Genomic DNA, 15,373 nt, shown 5'->3' on the forward strand with positions numbered 1-15,373 from the left:
GCCTGGTGACGCGACAGACGACGATGGGCCGGTGACGCAGGTGTTGGGTCAGCGCATGCGGTTTTCGACAAGTGAGTCGATGCGCTTCCAGGTGTCGCCCTGAGTGTCGCCGTCATTCAACACGTGGCAAGCCGAAAGGCGAGTGTGAGGGTGTGACTATGAAGCAGGTACATGAATCGTTTTCCGCCTTGATGGATAACGAAGCCGACGAGTTCGATCTGAGACGAGTGCTGAAGACCATGAGCGCGCCGTCGCCTGATTCCGATGTCTGGCGTCGATATCATCTGGCGCGCAGCATGATGCGGCGCGAGCGGGATGCGATCGTCGACATCGATATCTCCGGTGGCGTGATGGCAGCTCTGGCGGATGAACCGCATCCCGTGCGGGAATCCGCCAGTGAGCCGACCAGGCGCCATTCGTTCTCCATGATGGGTGGGGCTGCCATGGCGGCGGCCGTGTCGCTCATGGTGATCACCGGCGTCCAGGTTTACAACGGCCGCTTCGGTGGCACCACCACTGCATCCGACGTGGCGGCGAGTAGCGGGGTATCTTCGGGTAGCGAAGGCGCGCAGGCCACGCTGGCTTCCGACGATGTCGGCGCCGGTCAGGGCGGCGCAATGCAGGCTTCCATGCAGGCACCGGTCTCCAGCGGGCTACCCTACACGCTGGGCGGAGGAAGCTTCGGTAGTGGCGGCCTGAGCGGTGGCGGCGGTAACGGTCTGATGACTGTCGGCGAGCAGGTGATGCAGCCCATGTTCATGTCGCCTAGCACACGTCAGTCGCCCAGCGTCGACAGAGAACAGGCGCAGACGCTGCAGTCCTATCTCGAACGTCACTCGGCCGGTGCCGCCTACAGCACCGGTGACAACTGGATGCCATTGCTTCGCACGCCGGGCTCGCTCTCCGCGCAGATCGACGGCGCTGGAGCCACGGAAGCTCGTTGATGTTTCGGTGCCATCCATGGGCGTGTCGTGTCGCGGTGCTTTCCCTGCTGGCGCTGCCCGGCGCCGCTCTAGCTCAGTCGTCGTCCGAGCAGCCAGCGGCTCCGGAAACCTTCGATTGTCGGGACCTGGCTGGCTCGGCCGACGACGATGTCGCGCCCGAGGCGCTGTTCTTGCGCAGTCTCTGGGCCAGTCACTGTTATAACTTCAGCGCGCGGGCAGTGCGGATCAGTTTCGATGGTGTCAGAACCGTGGCGCTGACGCATCGCGTGGAACAGGGTATCGAGACCGAGTCGGCGAAATTTCTGGATGGTCCACCTGTTTCCATCGAGAAGCGGGGGAGCGTCGACAAGGCTGTGAACGGCTCGCTGGGTTTTACCGCGGGCGTCGCGCCTGGCGTGTTGACTCGCCAGATCGCCCAGCACTACGAACTTCAGCCGGTGGAGCTCGAACGCATTGCCGGGCGGCCTGCCTGGCGCCTGGACATCGAGCCTCAGGATGGCCTCCGGTACGGCTACCGTCTCTGGCTGGATCGCGAGACGTTGTTGCCGCTGAAACGCGAAATGATCGGGGTCGACGGCCAGATTCTCGAAACCTTCCAGATTACCGACCTGCAGGATCCCACGCCTTACACCGATACACTCAGCCTGGGACCCGGTCAGCCTCCCGGGAACTCGCCGTGGCAGGCGCAATGGCTGCCCGCCGGATTCACCAGGCAGCCTGTTCCTCCCGACAGTCCGGGTCGGAGCGCTCGCGTCGAGCATCAGCTCTACAGCGATGGCCTGACCAGCATCAGCTTGTTCGTCGAGCCCATTACCACGGACCGGCGCGCCTTGCTGCCCGGTTTGCACCGGCTTGGCATCTCCTATGCGGCGGTTCGTCATGTCAATCATGAGGGGCGTCCGATGCAGATACTGGTGCTGGGAGAGGCACCTGCCGAGGTGCTGGCCCGCATCGCGACTCGGGTAACGTGGCGCGCAAGCGAAGGCGACGATAGCCCCGATGCAGAATCCGCCAGCGAGGCCGTGGGGAGTCAAAGCGATTCCGGGTCGACGGAGTCTGCGGGCGGATCCTGATGTGCCTGTTTCCGCCTTGGTGATCTGCCATGGCCTCCGCCTTCCGTGCAAAGAAACTTTACATCCCGTTGAACTCTCTCCGTATTTACGCATCAATGAATGTGGTCGCCGCTTCCTGTATGGAGGCGGCGACGACTCGACGGCGCAAGGTTTGTCTTTGCCGTTTTATCTCTTGCGTTCGTCGGTTGCGCAACGTGTGACTCGCAAGAGTCTTCATCCGGTGTAGGAGTGTTTAATGGAACGCATGACAAGATGGTTCGCTCCCTGGCTATTGATGGTCGTCACTTTAGTTTCCGCCCAGGCAGCGCAGGCTCGCGATCTTCCTGATTTCACGCAGCTGGTCAAACAGGCTGCGCCCGGCGTGGTCAATATTTCCACGACCAGCACCGTGAGTGCCTCTGATGGCATGTACGGCCAGCAGGATATCCCTGAGATATTTCGACGCTTTTTCGGTGACCAGATGCCGCCGATGCCTGGCGGACCCCTGGGTCAGGGCGATGAGGAGCGCAAGTCGCTGGGCTCCGGCTTCGTCATTCGCAAGGACGGCTACATTCTGACCAATGCCCATGTGGTCAAGGATGCCGACGAGATCATGGTAAGGCTCAACGATCGACGGGAACTGCCAGCCAAGCTGGTGGGCTTCGATGCCCGGACCGATGTGGCTCTGCTCAAGGTCGACGCCAACGATCTGCCTACGCTCAAGATCGGTGACTCCGACAGTCTCGAAGCCGGTGAGTGGGTGGCTGCCATCGGCTCTCCCTTCGGCTTCGATCACTCGGTAACGGCTGGTATCGTCAGCGCAATCAACCGAACGCTGCCCAGTGAAACCTATGTGCCGTTCATCCAGACCGACGTCGCCATCAATCCGGGTAACTCCGGCGGTCCGTTGTTCAACCTCAACGGCGAGGTCGTGGGCATCAACTCGCAGATCTATACGCGCAGCGGCGGCTTCATGGGTCTGTCGTTCGCGGTGCCGATCAGCGTTGCCATGAATGTGGCCGATCAGCTGCGCACCGAAGGGCATGTGAGTCGCGGCTGGCTGGGCGTGGTGATCCAGCCGGTCTCCAAGGATCTTGCCGAATCGTTCGGACTCGACGATACCAACGGCGCGCTGGTCTCCGATGTCAGCGACGACAGCCCCGCCCAGAAGGCCGGCCTGAAGGCAGGCGATGTCATTCTGAGCGCCGACGGCTCCGCTATCGATGACTCCACTGCGCTGCCGCGACTGATCGGTCAGGTGGCACCGGGGGACAAGGTCGAGCTGCAGGTCCTGCGTGACGGCGACAAGCGCCAGATCGACGTGACCGTGGGAGATTGGCCGGAAGATACGGCTGCCGATGGATCGCCGTCCAGCAAGTCCTCCGGCGACCAGACCCAGCTGGGGATCGCGATCAGTGATCTCAACGAACAGGAAAAGCAGCAGCTGGATCTCGACAAGGGGGCGCTGGTACGCCGCGTCGATCCGCGCGGAGCAGCGGCAGCGGCAGGCATTCAGCCGGGAGATGTGATCGTCAGCTTCGATCAGAAGCCGGTCGATAGCGCCGATCAGCTGATCGATGCCGTCAAGAAGGCCGATGATGACCGCGCCATTCCGGTGCGTATCGTCCGCGAAGGCAACTCGCTGTTCGTGGCGCTGCGCCTGAAGTCGGACAAATGAGTCGCGTCGGACGGATACGGATAGCGTAAGTCCAGGCTCGTCACGCAGCCCCGCAAAAGCGGGGCTGCGGGCGTTCCGGTTGTTGCTGTCCTTGCCTCGGCCATGTCGGTACAATGCGCCAAATTCGTAATCAACCGCGCGACTTGACCACACCACTTCGTGCGGACCGCGCGCGTACAAATTACCGGTAAGGTTTCAATGGCAGACGCTGCAAGTAACGAGCAACTGAAGTTCATCCGTAACTTCTCGATCATCGCCCACATCGATCATGGCAAGTCGACCCTCGCCGACCGCATCATCCAGTTCTGTGGCGGCTTGACCGAACGCGAGCTCAAGGAGCAGGTGCTCGACTCCATGGATCTCGAGCGCGAGCGTGGCATTACCATCAAGGCGCAGTCGGTGACGCTCGACTACCAAGCTCAGGATGGTCACACCTACCAGCTCAACTTCATCGATACGCCGGGACACGTCGACTTCTCTTACGAGGTCTCGCGCTCGCTATACGCCTGCGAGGGCGCACTGCTGGTAGTAGATGCCGCTCAGGGCGTCGAAGCGCAGTCGGTTGCCAACTGCTACACCGCCATCGAACAGAACCTCGAGGTCCTGCCGGTTCTCAACAAGATGGATCTGCCCCAGGCCGACCCCGATAAGGTGGCGCACGAGATCGAGGAGATCATTGGCCTCGACGCGCACGATGCAATACGCGTATCGGCCAAGAGCGGTCTCAACATCGATCTTCTGCTCGAGCGCCTGGTGCGTGACATCCCGCCCCCGCAAGGCGACCGCGAAGGCAATCTTCAGGCGTTGATCATCGATTCCTGGTTCGACAACTATCAGGGTGTGGTTTCGCTGGTGCGGCTGTTCGACGGCACGCTGAAGAAAGGTGACAAGATCCGGATGAAGTCCACCGGTCGCGATTGGGATGTGACGGATATCGGCTACTTCACGCCCAAGCAGAATTCCACGGGCATTCTGCGGGCCGGCGAAGTGGGCTTCGTCATCGCCGGGATCAAGGACATCCAGGGCGCGCCGGTGGGCGACACCATTACCCACACCAAGACCAAGGACGTAGCGCGCCTGCCCGGTTTCAAGAAGGTGAAGCCGCAGGTCTATGCCGGCATGTTCCCGGTCAGCTCCGACGATTACGAAGACTTCCGTGACGCGCTCGAGAAGCTGGCGCTCAACGATGCCTCGCTGGACTATGTGCCGGAGAACTCCGATGCGCTCGGGTTCGGCTTCCGGGTCGGCTTCCTCGGCACGCTGCACATGGAGATCGTCCAGGAGCGGCTGGAACGCGAATACGACATCGACATGCTGACCACGGCGCCCACGGTCAACTATGAGCTGTTGATGGATAACGGCGAGCTGGTCACCATCTCCAACCCGTCGAAGCTGCCCGACATGGCCAACGTGTCGGAGATGCGCGAACCGATCGTGCGAGCCAGTATTCTGGTGCCGCAGGAATACGTGGGTAACGTCATCTCCGAGTGCGTCAACCGTCGCGGTGTCCAGCTCGACATGCAGGTGCTGGGTAGCCAGATGCAGCTCGTCTACGAACTGCCGATGGCCGAAGTCGTCATGGACTTCTTCGACCGGCTCAAGTCGATCTCCAAGGGGTATGCATCGCTCGACTACAGCTTCGAGCGATTCGAGGCGGCCAAGCTGGTGCGCCTGGATATTCTGATCAACGGTGAACGCGTCGATGCGCTGGCGTTGATCATTCACCGGGATCACGCACATTCCCGCGGTCGAATTCTGGTCGACAAGATGAAAGAGCTGATCCCGCGTCAGATGTTCGACGTGGCGGTTCAGGCCACGATCGGCGGCCATGTGGTGGCAAGGTCAACGGTCAAGGCGTTGCGCAAGAACGTGACGGCCAAATGCTACGGCGGCGACACCTCGCGCAAGAAGAAATTGCTGGAGAAGCAGAAAGCCGGCAAGAAACGCATGAAGCAGGTGGGTCGTGTCGAAATACCCCAGGATGCGTTCCTTGCCGTTCTCAAAATGAACGAGTAGGAAAACACCGCATGGATTTTTCGTTGTTACTGGTGTTGGCTGTCGCCATCACGGGCGTGGTCTGGTTGCTGGATAGCCTGTTCTGGCGCCGCTCGCGTCGCCAACGCCAGCAGGCCGCTGCCGAGACGCAAGGGAGTGAAACGTCGACGGTCCACAAGGACCCCTGGCCGGTCGACTATGCTCGCTCCTTTTTCCCCGTGCTGCTGATCGTGCTGATTCTGCGCAGTTTCGTTATCGAGCCGTTCCAGATTCCTTCCGGCTCGATGCGACCGACGCTCGAGATCGGCGATTTCATCCTGGTCAACAAGTTCAGTTACGGGCTGCGGCTACCGGTCATCAATACCGAGATTGCGGATATTGGCGAGCCCGAACGGGGTGACGTCATGGTCTTCCGATTCCCGCAGGATCCATCGGTCAATTTCATCAAGCGCGTCATCGGTCTGCCGGGCGATCGCATTCGCTACCAAAACAAGCAGCTCTACGTCAACGGCGAGCCGGTCTCCAAATCGATGATCGATCCCGATCCGGCGGAAGCCCCGGGCGAAGAGCTGTTCCAGGAACATCTGGGCGACGTCGATCACAGCATCTTCAACAATCCTCAGAGTCCCGGGCCGCAGATGCGGGAAATCGTCGTCCCCGATCATGAATATTTCATGATGGGTGACAACCGCGACCACTCCAACGATAGCCGCTACTGGGGCTTCGTACCCGAAAAGAACATCGTCGGCAAGGCGTTCGCGGTATGGATGCATTGGGATGGCGGTTTACCTAGCTTCAGCACGGTACGCCAGATAAACTGATTCTCATATAACCGGAGAATCCCGGTTGATCTGCCGCCGAACGCGCCTTTCGGGCCGTATCGGCCAGTTCGCGGAAAGGCGGCTGGACACGCAACTCGCACAGTGGGCGACGGGCTATCCCGCGCCCGTTTTGCTTCGAAGACGACCAATCTTTGCTTCATGATGATCTCGTTTCAAAGATAACGACTTAATGGGAATGACGTGAGTGATCCTCTGCAAGGCTTCAGCCGCCGTATTGGCCACGACTTTCGTGACCCGGCGCTGCTGGAACTGGCGCTGACGCACCGCAGTGTCGGCGGCGCCAATAACGAACGGCTCGAGTTTCTGGGCGATTCGATCGTCAATTTCGTGATCGGCGAGGCGCTGTTCAAGCGCTTTCCGGCCGCGCGGGAAGGGCAGCTGTCCCGTTTGCGGGCCGGCCTGGTCAAGGGGCAGACGCTGGCCGTGGTGGCGCGTGAATTCGATCTGGGCGAGTGCCTGCGGCTGGGGTCCGGCGAGATGAAAAGCGGCGGCCATCGACGCGACTCGATTCTCGCCGACGCGCTCGAAGGGGTGATCGGCGCGATCTATCTCGACGCCGGCATGGACGTGGCACGCAGTCGCGTGCTGGCCTGGTTCGGAACGCGTCTGGAAGCGATCGATCTGCACAACACCCAGAAGGACCCCAAGACGCGGCTGCAGGAATTCCTGCAGTCGCGTCAGCAGGCACTGCCGCGTTATGAAGTGATCTCGGTGGAAGGCGAGGCTCATGCCCAGACCTTCAGCGTCGAGTGTCACGTTTCGATGCTCGGCGAGTCGCCGACGCTGGGCGAGGGCGCCAGCCGTCGAATCGCCGAACAGCAGGCCGCGGAGCTTGCGTTGACTCAACTCGAACCCTCGAAGGGCAAGCGCCAATGACACAGAGCTGTGGTTTCGTCGCTATCGTCGGGCGTCCCAACGTGGGTAAATCGACGTTGATGAACCGTATCCTGGGACAGAAGATCTCCATCACCTCGCGGCGTCCGCAGACGACCCGTCATCAGGTGATGGGTATCAAGACGGTGGGTGAGGCGCAGTTCATCTACGTCGATACGCCCGGTATTCATCTGCAGACCCGCGATCGCAACAAGGCGATCAACCGATTCATGAATCAGGCCGCCTCGCAGGCGCTGCGCGATGTCGACTGCGTGGTATTCATGGTCGATCGCACACGCTGGACCGACGAGGATCAGGTCGTACTCGACAAGCTCGCTCATGTCGAAGCGCCGGTGATTCTGGCGGTCAACAAGGTCGACTGGCTAGAGGACAAGACCACGCTGCTGCCGTGGCTCGAATCGCTCTCCGCGAGACGTGACTTTGCCGCGATTCTCCCGCTCTCGGCCAAGGACGGAATCAACGTGCCGGAGCTGGAAGGCGAAGTCGCCAAGCGGTTGCCCGAGGGCGTGCACTACTTCCCCGATGATCAGATCACCAACAAGAGTCAACGCTTTCTGGCGGCCGAGCTGGTGCGCGAGAAAGTCATGCGCCAATTGGGCGACGAACTTCCCTATCAGATGACCGTCGAGATCGAGGAGTTCCGCGATGAAGGCAAGGTCATTCATATCAGCGCGCTGATGCTGGTCGAGCGCCATGGACAGAAGAAAATTCTGATCGGCGACAAGGGCGAGCGGATCAAGAAGATCGGCATCGAGGCCCGGCAGGAGATGGAGCGGGCGTTCGATGCCAAGGTCATGCTCAACCTGTGGGTCAAGGTCAAGCGCGGCTGGTCGGACGATGACCGTGCGCTCAAGAGTCTCGGCTATAACCTGGACTAGAAAGATCTGGATCAGGCCGAACCTTGGCCGGCTCCGGACCGAGCCCGACCTGACGATCGGCTTCGCGCTGGAACCGCCTGCGCTTTCCTGACGGATGAGATTTGGCAATGACGCCCCAGCCGGCCTACCTCCTGCACAAGCGACCCTACCGGGAAACCAGCGCGCTGGTCGATGTCATCACGCTGGAGCACGGCCACGTGCGCGCGGTGGCCCAGGGCGTGCAGCGAGCGGGAAGCAAGTCCCGCGCCAAGTTGCAGCCTTTCGCGCCCCTGCACCTGACCTGGATCGGAGATGGCGATCTCAAGCGCCTGCGCATGATGGAAACGACGCAGAGTGCAGTACTGCTGGCCGGCGAGGGCCTGCTCTGCGGTCTCTACGCCAACGAGCTGTTGACGCGCACGCTGCCGGTGGGGCTGCCGGCAGCTGACGTGTTCGCCATCTACGCCTGGGCGATCGAGCGGTTGACCCGGCCCGCCGAGCGCGCGATCAGCCTGAGACGCCTCGAGATCACGCTGTTGGAGACGCTGGATGCCGATCCGGTGTTTCTCGACATCAACGATAGTCCGCTCGACCCCGCCACCCGTTACACCTATCTTGCCGGCAGTCGCAGATTCATGCCTATTGCTGCACAGCAGCCAGGCTGGGATGGCCGCAGCCTCAAGCTGCTGGCGCGGGGCGACTGGGAAGCGCCTGGTCTCGCCGGCCTGAGCAAGGCATTGACGCGGGCCGCCCTGGCACCACTGATCGGCCATCAGCCGTTGCGTTCTCGAGAGTTGATGCAACGGCTCGGGCAGCGCCGCCGTCAGGGCAATGCCTGAGACGCCGGAGTCGCGCTCCCGTTATCGCGGATTCTTCGTCAAGCTCACTACATCAAGGAGATCGAACCGATGATCGCTACCCGCATTCAGTTGGGGGTCAATATCGACCATGTCGCGACCCTGCGGCAGGCGCGCGGCACGCGTTACCCGGACCCCGTCCAGGCAGCCCTGCTGGCGGAGGAAGCCGGCGCCGATGGCATCACGCTGCATCTGCGCGAAGACCGGCGCCATATCCAGGAGCGCGACGTCGAACTGATCGCCGCCGTGCTCAACACGCGCATGAATCTGGAGATGGCGGTCACCGAGGAGATGGTGGCGCTGGCCGAGCGGCTCAAGCCCGCCGACGTCTGTCTGGTGCCGGAAAAGCGTGAGGAGTTGACCACCGAAGGGGGGCTCGATGTCACTGCCAGCCGTGACGTCATCGCTGACGCCTGTGCGCGACTCAAGGCGGCGGGTTGCCGGGTTTCGCTGTTCATCGACCCCGAACCGGCGCAGATCCAGGCGGCATTCGAAGCCGGCGCACCGGTGGTCGAACTGCATACCGGTGCCTACGCGGAAACCACGGGCGAGAGCCGGCGGCTCGAATACGAACGATTGGCCGCCGCGGCGGAGTTTGCCGACGAACTGGGGCTGGTGGTCAACGCGGGTCACGGCCTGAACTATCACAACGTCGAGGCGGTTGCCGCGATTCCCGGCATCCATGAGCTCAATATTGGCCACGCCGTCATCGCGCGGGCGCTTTTCGTCGGCCTCAAGGAGGCCGTGGCGGAAATGAAGCGGCTGATGGTCGCCGGACAGGAGTCGGGCCTCGTTGCCCAGATCGAATCCTTCGAGCACGAGCACGAGCACGAACACGAGCACGACCATCATCATGATCGCGACGCCGGTTAAGTCTCTCAGCGGGTATCGGTGATCGTCTGGTCATCGGCCCAGATAGCGAGACGGTCGCAGGCGGCCATCAATTCATGAAACGCTTCGCCGCACTCGTCCAGCGAGTGACGGCGACATCGGCTCTCCATCCTTGCGCAGGCAGCCGCAAGCTGGATGGCGCCACAGTAACGACAGCCGCCGCCGAGTTGATGCGCGATCTCCCCCAGCTGCCCGACGTCACCGTCTCGCCACGCCATGTTCAATTCGTGTCGATATCGTGGCAGGTCAGCAATCAGCAATCCCATCATCTCCTCGGCGAGGGCGTCGCGGTCGCCACTGATCCGGCCAGCCCGAGCCTTGTCGACGACCGGCAGATCGCCGGCATGCAGCGATGGCTGCTTGCGCGGATCGGCGCTCATGGGCGAGGGCGTCCGATCCGTGGATGAGCCCCCCGCGGTCGCCGGGCCGGAGCGTGTCGAAATCAAGGTTGCGCGCTCGATCGGCACGGTTTCGAACGACACGGTTTCCGACGACGTTCCGGGCGAGATCGTCTCGGACGGGGCTGTCTCGACAGCCGTCGATTCGGAGGACGCGACGCCAGGCGGTATCGGCTCGGCAGGCGATTGGAGCGCAGAGGCCTCGGGCGCCGTCGCTGGCAGATAGCGCGCCAGCACGTCTCTCAGTCGCTGTTCGTCCAGCGGTTTGGTCAGCATCTCGTTGATACCGCCATCGGCGAGCCGGTGTCTGGCGTTTGCCTCCGGCTCGGCGGTGATGGCAATGATGGGTTTATGGGCCCATTCCCGATTCAGCCGACGCAGGCGTCGGGTCGCGTCGAAGCCGCTGGCGTCGGGCAGATGCAGGTCCATCAGCACCAGGTCGATGGCGTGCTCCGAAGCGACGGCAATGGCTTCGGCAGCGGTACCCGCTAACACCACTTCCGCGCCGATCAGGGGAAGAACCGCATCGAGGTAGTGCCGAGAGACTGGGTCATCGTCCACGACCAGCACGCGAAAGCGAGAGGAAGCTTCCTGCTGACGGCACTCGGCAAGCATCTTGGCCAGGGTTCGCCCCAGGCTGTAGCGCGATATCGGCAATCTCAGGACGACACTGCCTCGTGGCAGCCGCCAACTGAGCGGGAGAGTCGGCGGGATGTTGGCGATCAGCAGACAAGGCCTGGTCATGGCGTCGAAGCGCTGTTGCCAGATGCGATGCGTCTCGGGCGCGAGCGCCGTCTCGTCGATGCCAATGATCGATAACTGAATCGAGTCACTCGGAGCCGTCAATGAAGCGGGGTCGGTCAATGATTTCGGGCGGGCCTGCCATCGCTTGAGCGCGTAATCCAGCAACTGGGCGAGCCGACCATGGGGTTGCCAAAGCTCGATCTCGGCACCTTCCAGGTCGAATTCCGCCGGGCGAACGTAAGGTTCACACGCCTCCAGGCCAATGTTGGCAACGACCGTCAGATATCTGTCTGCGCGTGTCGCGAGTGCCAGATACCCATTCATCTCTGCTACCAGGCGATGGCAGATAGCGATTCCCACGCCAGCCTCTGCATCGACTGCGCCGTCCCGTCCTCGTTCTATCGCCCGCTTTAGCCGCTCACGGTGGATGGGGTCGATGCCGCCGCCGTCGCTGACGCTCAGGCGTAATCGAACGGCGCTGCCTTCTCGGCTCTCGAGAACGACACGAATGACGACATCGCCCTCGGCTCCGTACTTGATGGCATTGCTGATCAGATTGGTCAGCAACTGGCGGATGCCAATGTCGGCGCCAACGAGGCGGGGCGGAACATCGTCGTAGACGATGGCCAGCAAGGTCATGTGGCGCGATTGCGCCAGCGGCGTCTGCAGACACAGAACCTCCCAGAGGACCTCGGCAACGTCGAACACGTTGTCCGCCCGACAGCGGCGGGTATCTCCCAGGACCTGGTCGACGGTATCCAGCAGCCCGTTGGAGGCCAGGTGGATATGGCGAAGCCACTCGCGCTGGCGAGCGTCGAGAGGGCTGTTCTCCAGCAGACGACAGAATCCCAGTACGCCGGACAGCGGCGCGCGCAGCTCATGGCTGACGTAGGCCAGATCGCCGTTGAGATGATTCGGCGTCTGCGCTGGCGTCGAAGGGGCCGGGCGAGGCAACGCCTGGGCCCCGGATTCATCCTGTCGCCTTGCCGCGCTCTCCACTTGCCGTGAACGTCGCCAGACCCGTACGGCCGGAAACAGTAGCAGTAGCGCCAGCAGCGGCGTCCATCGATTGAAAGGATGCTCCGGAGCGGCAGCGGCGCGCATGGGGTCAAGGCTCAGGTCCAGCCAGTAGCGATGGGGCGATTCGACGCTGACGAATGGCTCCAGAGGCTGTATCCAGCGCTGGATCCCATCATGACTCCAGGTCGTGAGCGTCGTCGGCAGTATCGCCAGATCCGCCGGCGGAGGGACCGAGCCGGTAAAGTCTCGAACGTTGCCGCTCTCGTCGCGCAGTGTCGCATTGAGGATGGCGGGATCGCCGGTCAGTCGGAACAGCAGCTTGTGCACCCGGGCCATGTCCTCGTCCTGCGCCGCCTCGGCCAGCGAGGGCGTGAAGACACGGTTGATGCTCTGCAGCCGTCGCGACAGCATCTGATCGTTGGCATGCTGCCACGCCCAACTGTGCCACCCGACGAGGCCGAGCAACAGGGCAGAAAGCAGTAGAGAAAGAATGATCAGCCAGCGTGAAGCCATGAATATCCGAAGCCCTGTACGTTCACATGGGATTCTATCGGCGAAAGCCTACGAAACCGTAGTCCTGGACGTAACGGGAGTCGACAATGTCGTAAAAACGTATCTCCTCGTGATGACCGGGCAGCAATATCGATGCAGAAGTCGGGTTCCGACGTGGATGATGGCTGTCATGTCCCCCGTCGGCTTCGATATACTATCGGCATTCCACTTACCGGTTTCCGGCCGGCCATTTCGTCGTTGCCACTTTCGTCGATGCCATTGGGTCGATACCGAGTGGGTCGATGGTTCAGGTCGAAATCGTACAGGCTCTGGCTTCAGGAACTTCTTTATGGCATTTCCCACGCTTGCGCAGACCGTCGGCAACACGCCGCTGGTCAGACTCGCCCGCATCAACGCCGGACGCGACAACACGATTCTGGCCAAGCTGGAGGGTAACAACCCGGCGGGCTCGGTCAAGGATCGTCCCGCACTGTCCATGCTTCGCGAAGCCGAAACCCGTGGCGACATCTCGCCGGGCGACACGCTGATCGAGGCGACCTCCGGCAATACCGGCATCGCGCTGGCCATGGCCGCGGCGGTCATGGGGTACAAGATGGTCCTGATCATGCCGGACAATGCCTCGAGCGAGCGCAAGCAGGCGATGGCGGCTTATGGCGCCAAGCTGATCGGCGTCAGCAAGGAGGCCGGCATGGAGGGGGCGAGAGACCTGGCCGACGAGATGATCGCGCGAGGCGAGGGCAAGCCGCTGAACCAGTTTGCCAATCCCGACAATCCGTTGGCCCACTATCGCACCACCGGCCCTGAACTGTGGGAACAGACCGCAGGGCGTATCACCCATTTCGTCAGTGCGATGGGCACCACGGGTACCATCATGGGGACGTCGCGCTATCTCAAGGAGCGCAATCCTTCGATTCGGATCGTCGGTCTGCAGCCGGCGGACGGCGCGAGTATCGCCGGTATCCGGCGCTGGCCCGAGGCCTATCTACCCGACATTTTCGAACCGCAGCGAGTCGACAGCGTGCTGGACATCGGCCAGCAGGAAGCCGAGGAGCACATGCGCCGGTTGGCTCGGGAAGAGGGGATTCTCGCCGGTGTCTCCTCTGGCGGTGCGCTGGCGGGCGCGCTCAGGGTCGCCGAGCAGGTCGACAATGCGGTCATCGTGTTCATCGTCTGCGATCGCGGCGATCGCTATCTCTCCACCGGCCTCTACGCGCCGGAAACCTGATCATGGCGATGCTGGGAAAGAGACGCGCACCGGCAATCCGGCGTGAACGCCAGTCGGTCAAGCCGGCGGCGAAAAGCGATGACGGTTCACTGATCGTCGAACGGCTGGCGCATGACGGCCGCGGTGTGGCACGAGACGTCGAGGGCAAGACGGTATTCGTCGATGCCGCGCTGCCGGGCGAGCGGGTCGAGGTCGCGATACATCGCCAACGCAAGCGCTACGACGAAGCGCACATTCGCCGGCGCCTCAGCGATGCCGAGAGCCGTGTCGAACCGCCGTGCGCCCATGCCACCCGTTGCGGCGGTTGCGATCTGCAGCATCTGCATGTCGACGGCCAGCGTGAGCACAAGCGGCAGGTGCTGGTCGATTTGCTCAAGCGCCAGTCCATCGAGGCGCCCGATGACGTACCGATGCTGGTCGGCGATTCGGCCGGCTATCGGCGCCGCGCCAGGCTTGGCGTCAAATGTGACGCGAAAGGCCACGTCCATCTTGGATTTCGGGCGCGGGGTAGCGAGCAGCTGGTCGATATCGACAGTTGTCACGTGCTGGCGCCGCCGCTGGCGTCGCTGTTGCCGAGATTGCGAGCCCAGCTCGAATCGCTCGAGGCGCCCCGTCACGTCGGGCATCTCGAACTGCTGCTGACCGATGCCGACGTCGTCACCGTGGTCGTTCGGCAGCTGCGCGACGTGCCTGAAGACGCGCAGCGCTGGCGAGCATTCGCCGGGCGGGAACGACTGGCTTGCGCGCTACGCCGGGGAAGAGAGTCGACGGATCTGGTCTGGCTGAGCGATCAGCCGCGGCTGGTCACCGCCGTCGACGGTGGCCGGCGCCAGCTGTCGCTTGGGCTGGCGCCGGGCGATTTTCTTCAGGTCAACGCCGAGATCAATCAGCGCCTGATCGACACCCTTCGAGCGTGGCTGGCACCGCACGGCAGCGAGCGGCTGCTCGATCTGTTCGCAGGCATTGGCAATTTTTCGCTGGCCCTGGCCGATGACGTTGCCAGTGTCACCGCTGTCGAAGGTAGCAATGAGATGGTCGAGCGGCTGCGCGACAATGCCGATCATAACGGTCTGAGCGTATCGGCCCTGCAGGCTGATCTCAACGATCCGGGCATAGCGATCGAAGGCCTGATCGACTCTCACGATACGGTGTTGCTGGATCCGCCGCGAGAGGGCGCCGATGCGCTTTGCCGCCGCCTGGCGCAGAGCGAAGTCGCCCAGGTCGCCTATGTCTCCTGCGATCCGGCATCGCTGGCACGGGACGCGGCACATCTGCTGGCTGGCGGCTTTGTGCTGTCGCATCTGGCGATGGCCGACATGTTTCCGCATACCGCCCATCTGGAGTCGCTGGCGCTGTTCCAGCGACCGGAACGTCTCGAACGGTCAGCGCGATCGGCAGATCGCGAGCGGCTGCGGCGACAGCAAAGTGATCTCGACAGTCCGGTCCCGGGAGGCAAGCGCTAG

At 62.5% G+C, this 15,373-nt stretch carries 12 protein-coding genes; 11 read left to right on the top strand and 1 reads right to left on the bottom strand.

The genetic code is table 11. From position 1 onward, the window contains the following. Positions 1 to 158 precede the first annotated feature (158 nt). From DOM36_RS03485 to pdxJ, 9 genes are all read left to right on the top strand, one after another. Positions 159 to 944, top strand: a complete 786-nt coding sequence (locus tag DOM36_RS03485; RefSeq protein ID WP_075568853.1) for a sigma-E factor negative regulatory protein — start codon at positions 159 to 161, stop codon at positions 942 to 944. Then, positions 944 to 2,017, top strand: coding sequence for a MucB/RseB C-terminal domain-containing protein (locus tag DOM36_RS03490; protein WP_110641371.1), 1,074 nt, complete (start codon positions 944 to 946; stop codon positions 2,015 to 2,017). Before DOM36_RS03485 ends, DOM36_RS03490 begins: the two co-directional genes overlap by 1 nt. Before the next feature lie 235 nt (positions 2,018 to 2,252). Then, on the top strand, positions 2,253 to 3,674 hold the full coding sequence (locus DOM36_RS03495) for a DegQ family serine endoprotease (protein WP_110641373.1): 1,422 nt from the start codon (positions 2,253 to 2,255) through the stop codon (positions 3,672 to 3,674). 198 nt (positions 3,675 to 3,872) lie between these two features. Next, positions 3,873 to 5,690 (top strand): translation elongation factor 4, encoded by a 1,818-nt coding sequence (gene lepA, locus DOM36_RS03500; protein WP_075568850.1) that lies wholly within the window; start codon positions 3,873 to 3,875, stop codon positions 5,688 to 5,690. An 11-nt stretch (positions 5,691 to 5,701) separates the two neighbouring features. Then, positions 5,702 to 6,490 carry a signal peptidase I gene (lepB, locus tag DOM36_RS03505; protein ID WP_075568849.1) on the top strand — a complete coding sequence of 263 codons (789 nt, stop codon included), beginning with the start codon at positions 5,702 to 5,704 and terminating at the stop codon, positions 6,488 to 6,490. A gap of 201 nt (positions 6,491 to 6,691) precedes the next feature. After that, positions 6,692 to 7,387 (top strand): ribonuclease III, encoded by a 696-nt coding sequence (gene rnc / locus DOM36_RS03510; RefSeq protein WP_075568848.1) that lies wholly within the window; start codon positions 6,692 to 6,694, stop codon positions 7,385 to 7,387. Further along, on the top strand, positions 7,384 to 8,283 hold the full coding sequence (era, locus tag DOM36_RS03515) for a GTPase Era (protein WP_110641375.1): 900 nt from the start codon (positions 7,384 to 7,386) through the stop codon (positions 8,281 to 8,283). The genes rnc and era overlap by 4 nt, the downstream gene beginning before the upstream one ends. Before the next feature lie 107 nt (positions 8,284 to 8,390). Next, entirely contained in the window at positions 8,391 to 9,101 is a 711-nt protein-coding gene (recO, locus tag DOM36_RS03520) for a DNA repair protein RecO (protein ID WP_075568846.1), read from the top strand. Between the two features lie 69 nt (positions 9,102 to 9,170). Beyond that, positions 9,171 to 9,992: a pyridoxine 5'-phosphate synthase gene (gene pdxJ / locus DOM36_RS03525; protein WP_110641377.1), complete on the top strand. Its 822-nt coding sequence runs from the start codon at positions 9,171 to 9,173 to the stop codon at positions 9,990 to 9,992. A 5-nt stretch (positions 9,993 to 9,997) separates the two neighbouring features. Here the strand turns inward: pdxJ and DOM36_RS03530 are convergent, their stop codons facing one another. After that, positions 9,998 to 12,685, bottom strand: a complete 2,688-nt coding sequence (locus DOM36_RS03530; protein WP_110641379.1) for a response regulator — start codon at positions 12,683 to 12,685, stop codon at positions 9,998 to 10,000. A 328-nt stretch (positions 12,686 to 13,013) separates the two neighbouring features. Between DOM36_RS03530 and cysM the strand changes: the two genes are divergently transcribed. Together cysM and rlmD are read left to right on the top strand one after the other, a co-directional pair. Further along, entirely contained in the window at positions 13,014 to 13,910 is an 897-nt protein-coding gene (gene cysM, locus DOM36_RS03535) for a cysteine synthase CysM (RefSeq protein WP_075568843.1), read from the top strand. Between the two features lie 2 nt (positions 13,911 to 13,912). Continuing rightward, positions 13,913 to 15,373 carry a 23S rRNA (uracil(1939)-C(5))-methyltransferase RlmD gene (gene rlmD / locus DOM36_RS03540; protein WP_075568842.1) on the top strand — a complete coding sequence of 487 codons (1,461 nt, stop codon included), beginning with the start codon at positions 13,913 to 13,915 and terminating at the stop codon, positions 15,371 to 15,373.

Source organism: Salinicola sp. CPA57 (assembly GCF_003206035.1).
In the GTDB taxonomy this organism is placed as follows: Bacteria; Pseudomonadota; Gammaproteobacteria; order Pseudomonadales; family Halomonadaceae; genus Salinicola; species Salinicola socius.

Excerpts from the sequence above, each read along its gene's own strand:
- DOM36_RS03485 (WP_075568853.1), top strand. The coding sequence starts at position 159 with ATGAAGCAGGTACATGAATCGTTTTCCGCCTTGATGGATAACGAAGCC.
- DOM36_RS03490 (WP_110641371.1), top strand. The coding sequence starts at position 944 with ATGTTTCGGTGCCATCCATGGGCGTGTCGTGTCGCGGTGCTTTCCCTG.
- DOM36_RS03495 (WP_110641373.1), top strand. The coding sequence starts at position 2,253 with ATGGAACGCATGACAAGATGGTTCGCTCCCTGGCTATTGATGGTCGTC.
- lepA (WP_075568850.1), top strand. The coding sequence starts at position 3,873 with ATGGCAGACGCTGCAAGTAACGAGCAACTGAAGTTCATCCGTAACTTC.
- lepB (WP_075568849.1), top strand. The coding sequence starts at position 5,702 with ATGGATTTTTCGTTGTTACTGGTGTTGGCTGTCGCCATCACGGGCGTG.
- era (WP_110641375.1), top strand. The coding sequence starts at position 7,384 with ATGACACAGAGCTGTGGTTTCGTCGCTATCGTCGGGCGTCCCAACGTG.
- recO (WP_075568846.1), top strand. The coding sequence starts at position 8,391 with ATGACGCCCCAGCCGGCCTACCTCCTGCACAAGCGACCCTACCGGGAA.
- pdxJ (WP_110641377.1), top strand. The coding sequence starts at position 9,171 with ATGATCGCTACCCGCATTCAGTTGGGGGTCAATATCGACCATGTCGCG.
- DOM36_RS03530 (WP_110641379.1), bottom strand. The coding sequence starts at position 12,685 with ATGGCTTCACGCTGGCTGATCATTCTTTCTCTACTGCTTTCTGCCCTG.
- cysM (WP_075568843.1), top strand. The coding sequence starts at position 13,014 with ATGGCATTTCCCACGCTTGCGCAGACCGTCGGCAACACGCCGCTGGTC.
- rlmD (WP_075568842.1), top strand. The coding sequence starts at position 13,913 with ATGGCGATGCTGGGAAAGAGACGCGCACCGGCAATCCGGCGTGAACGC.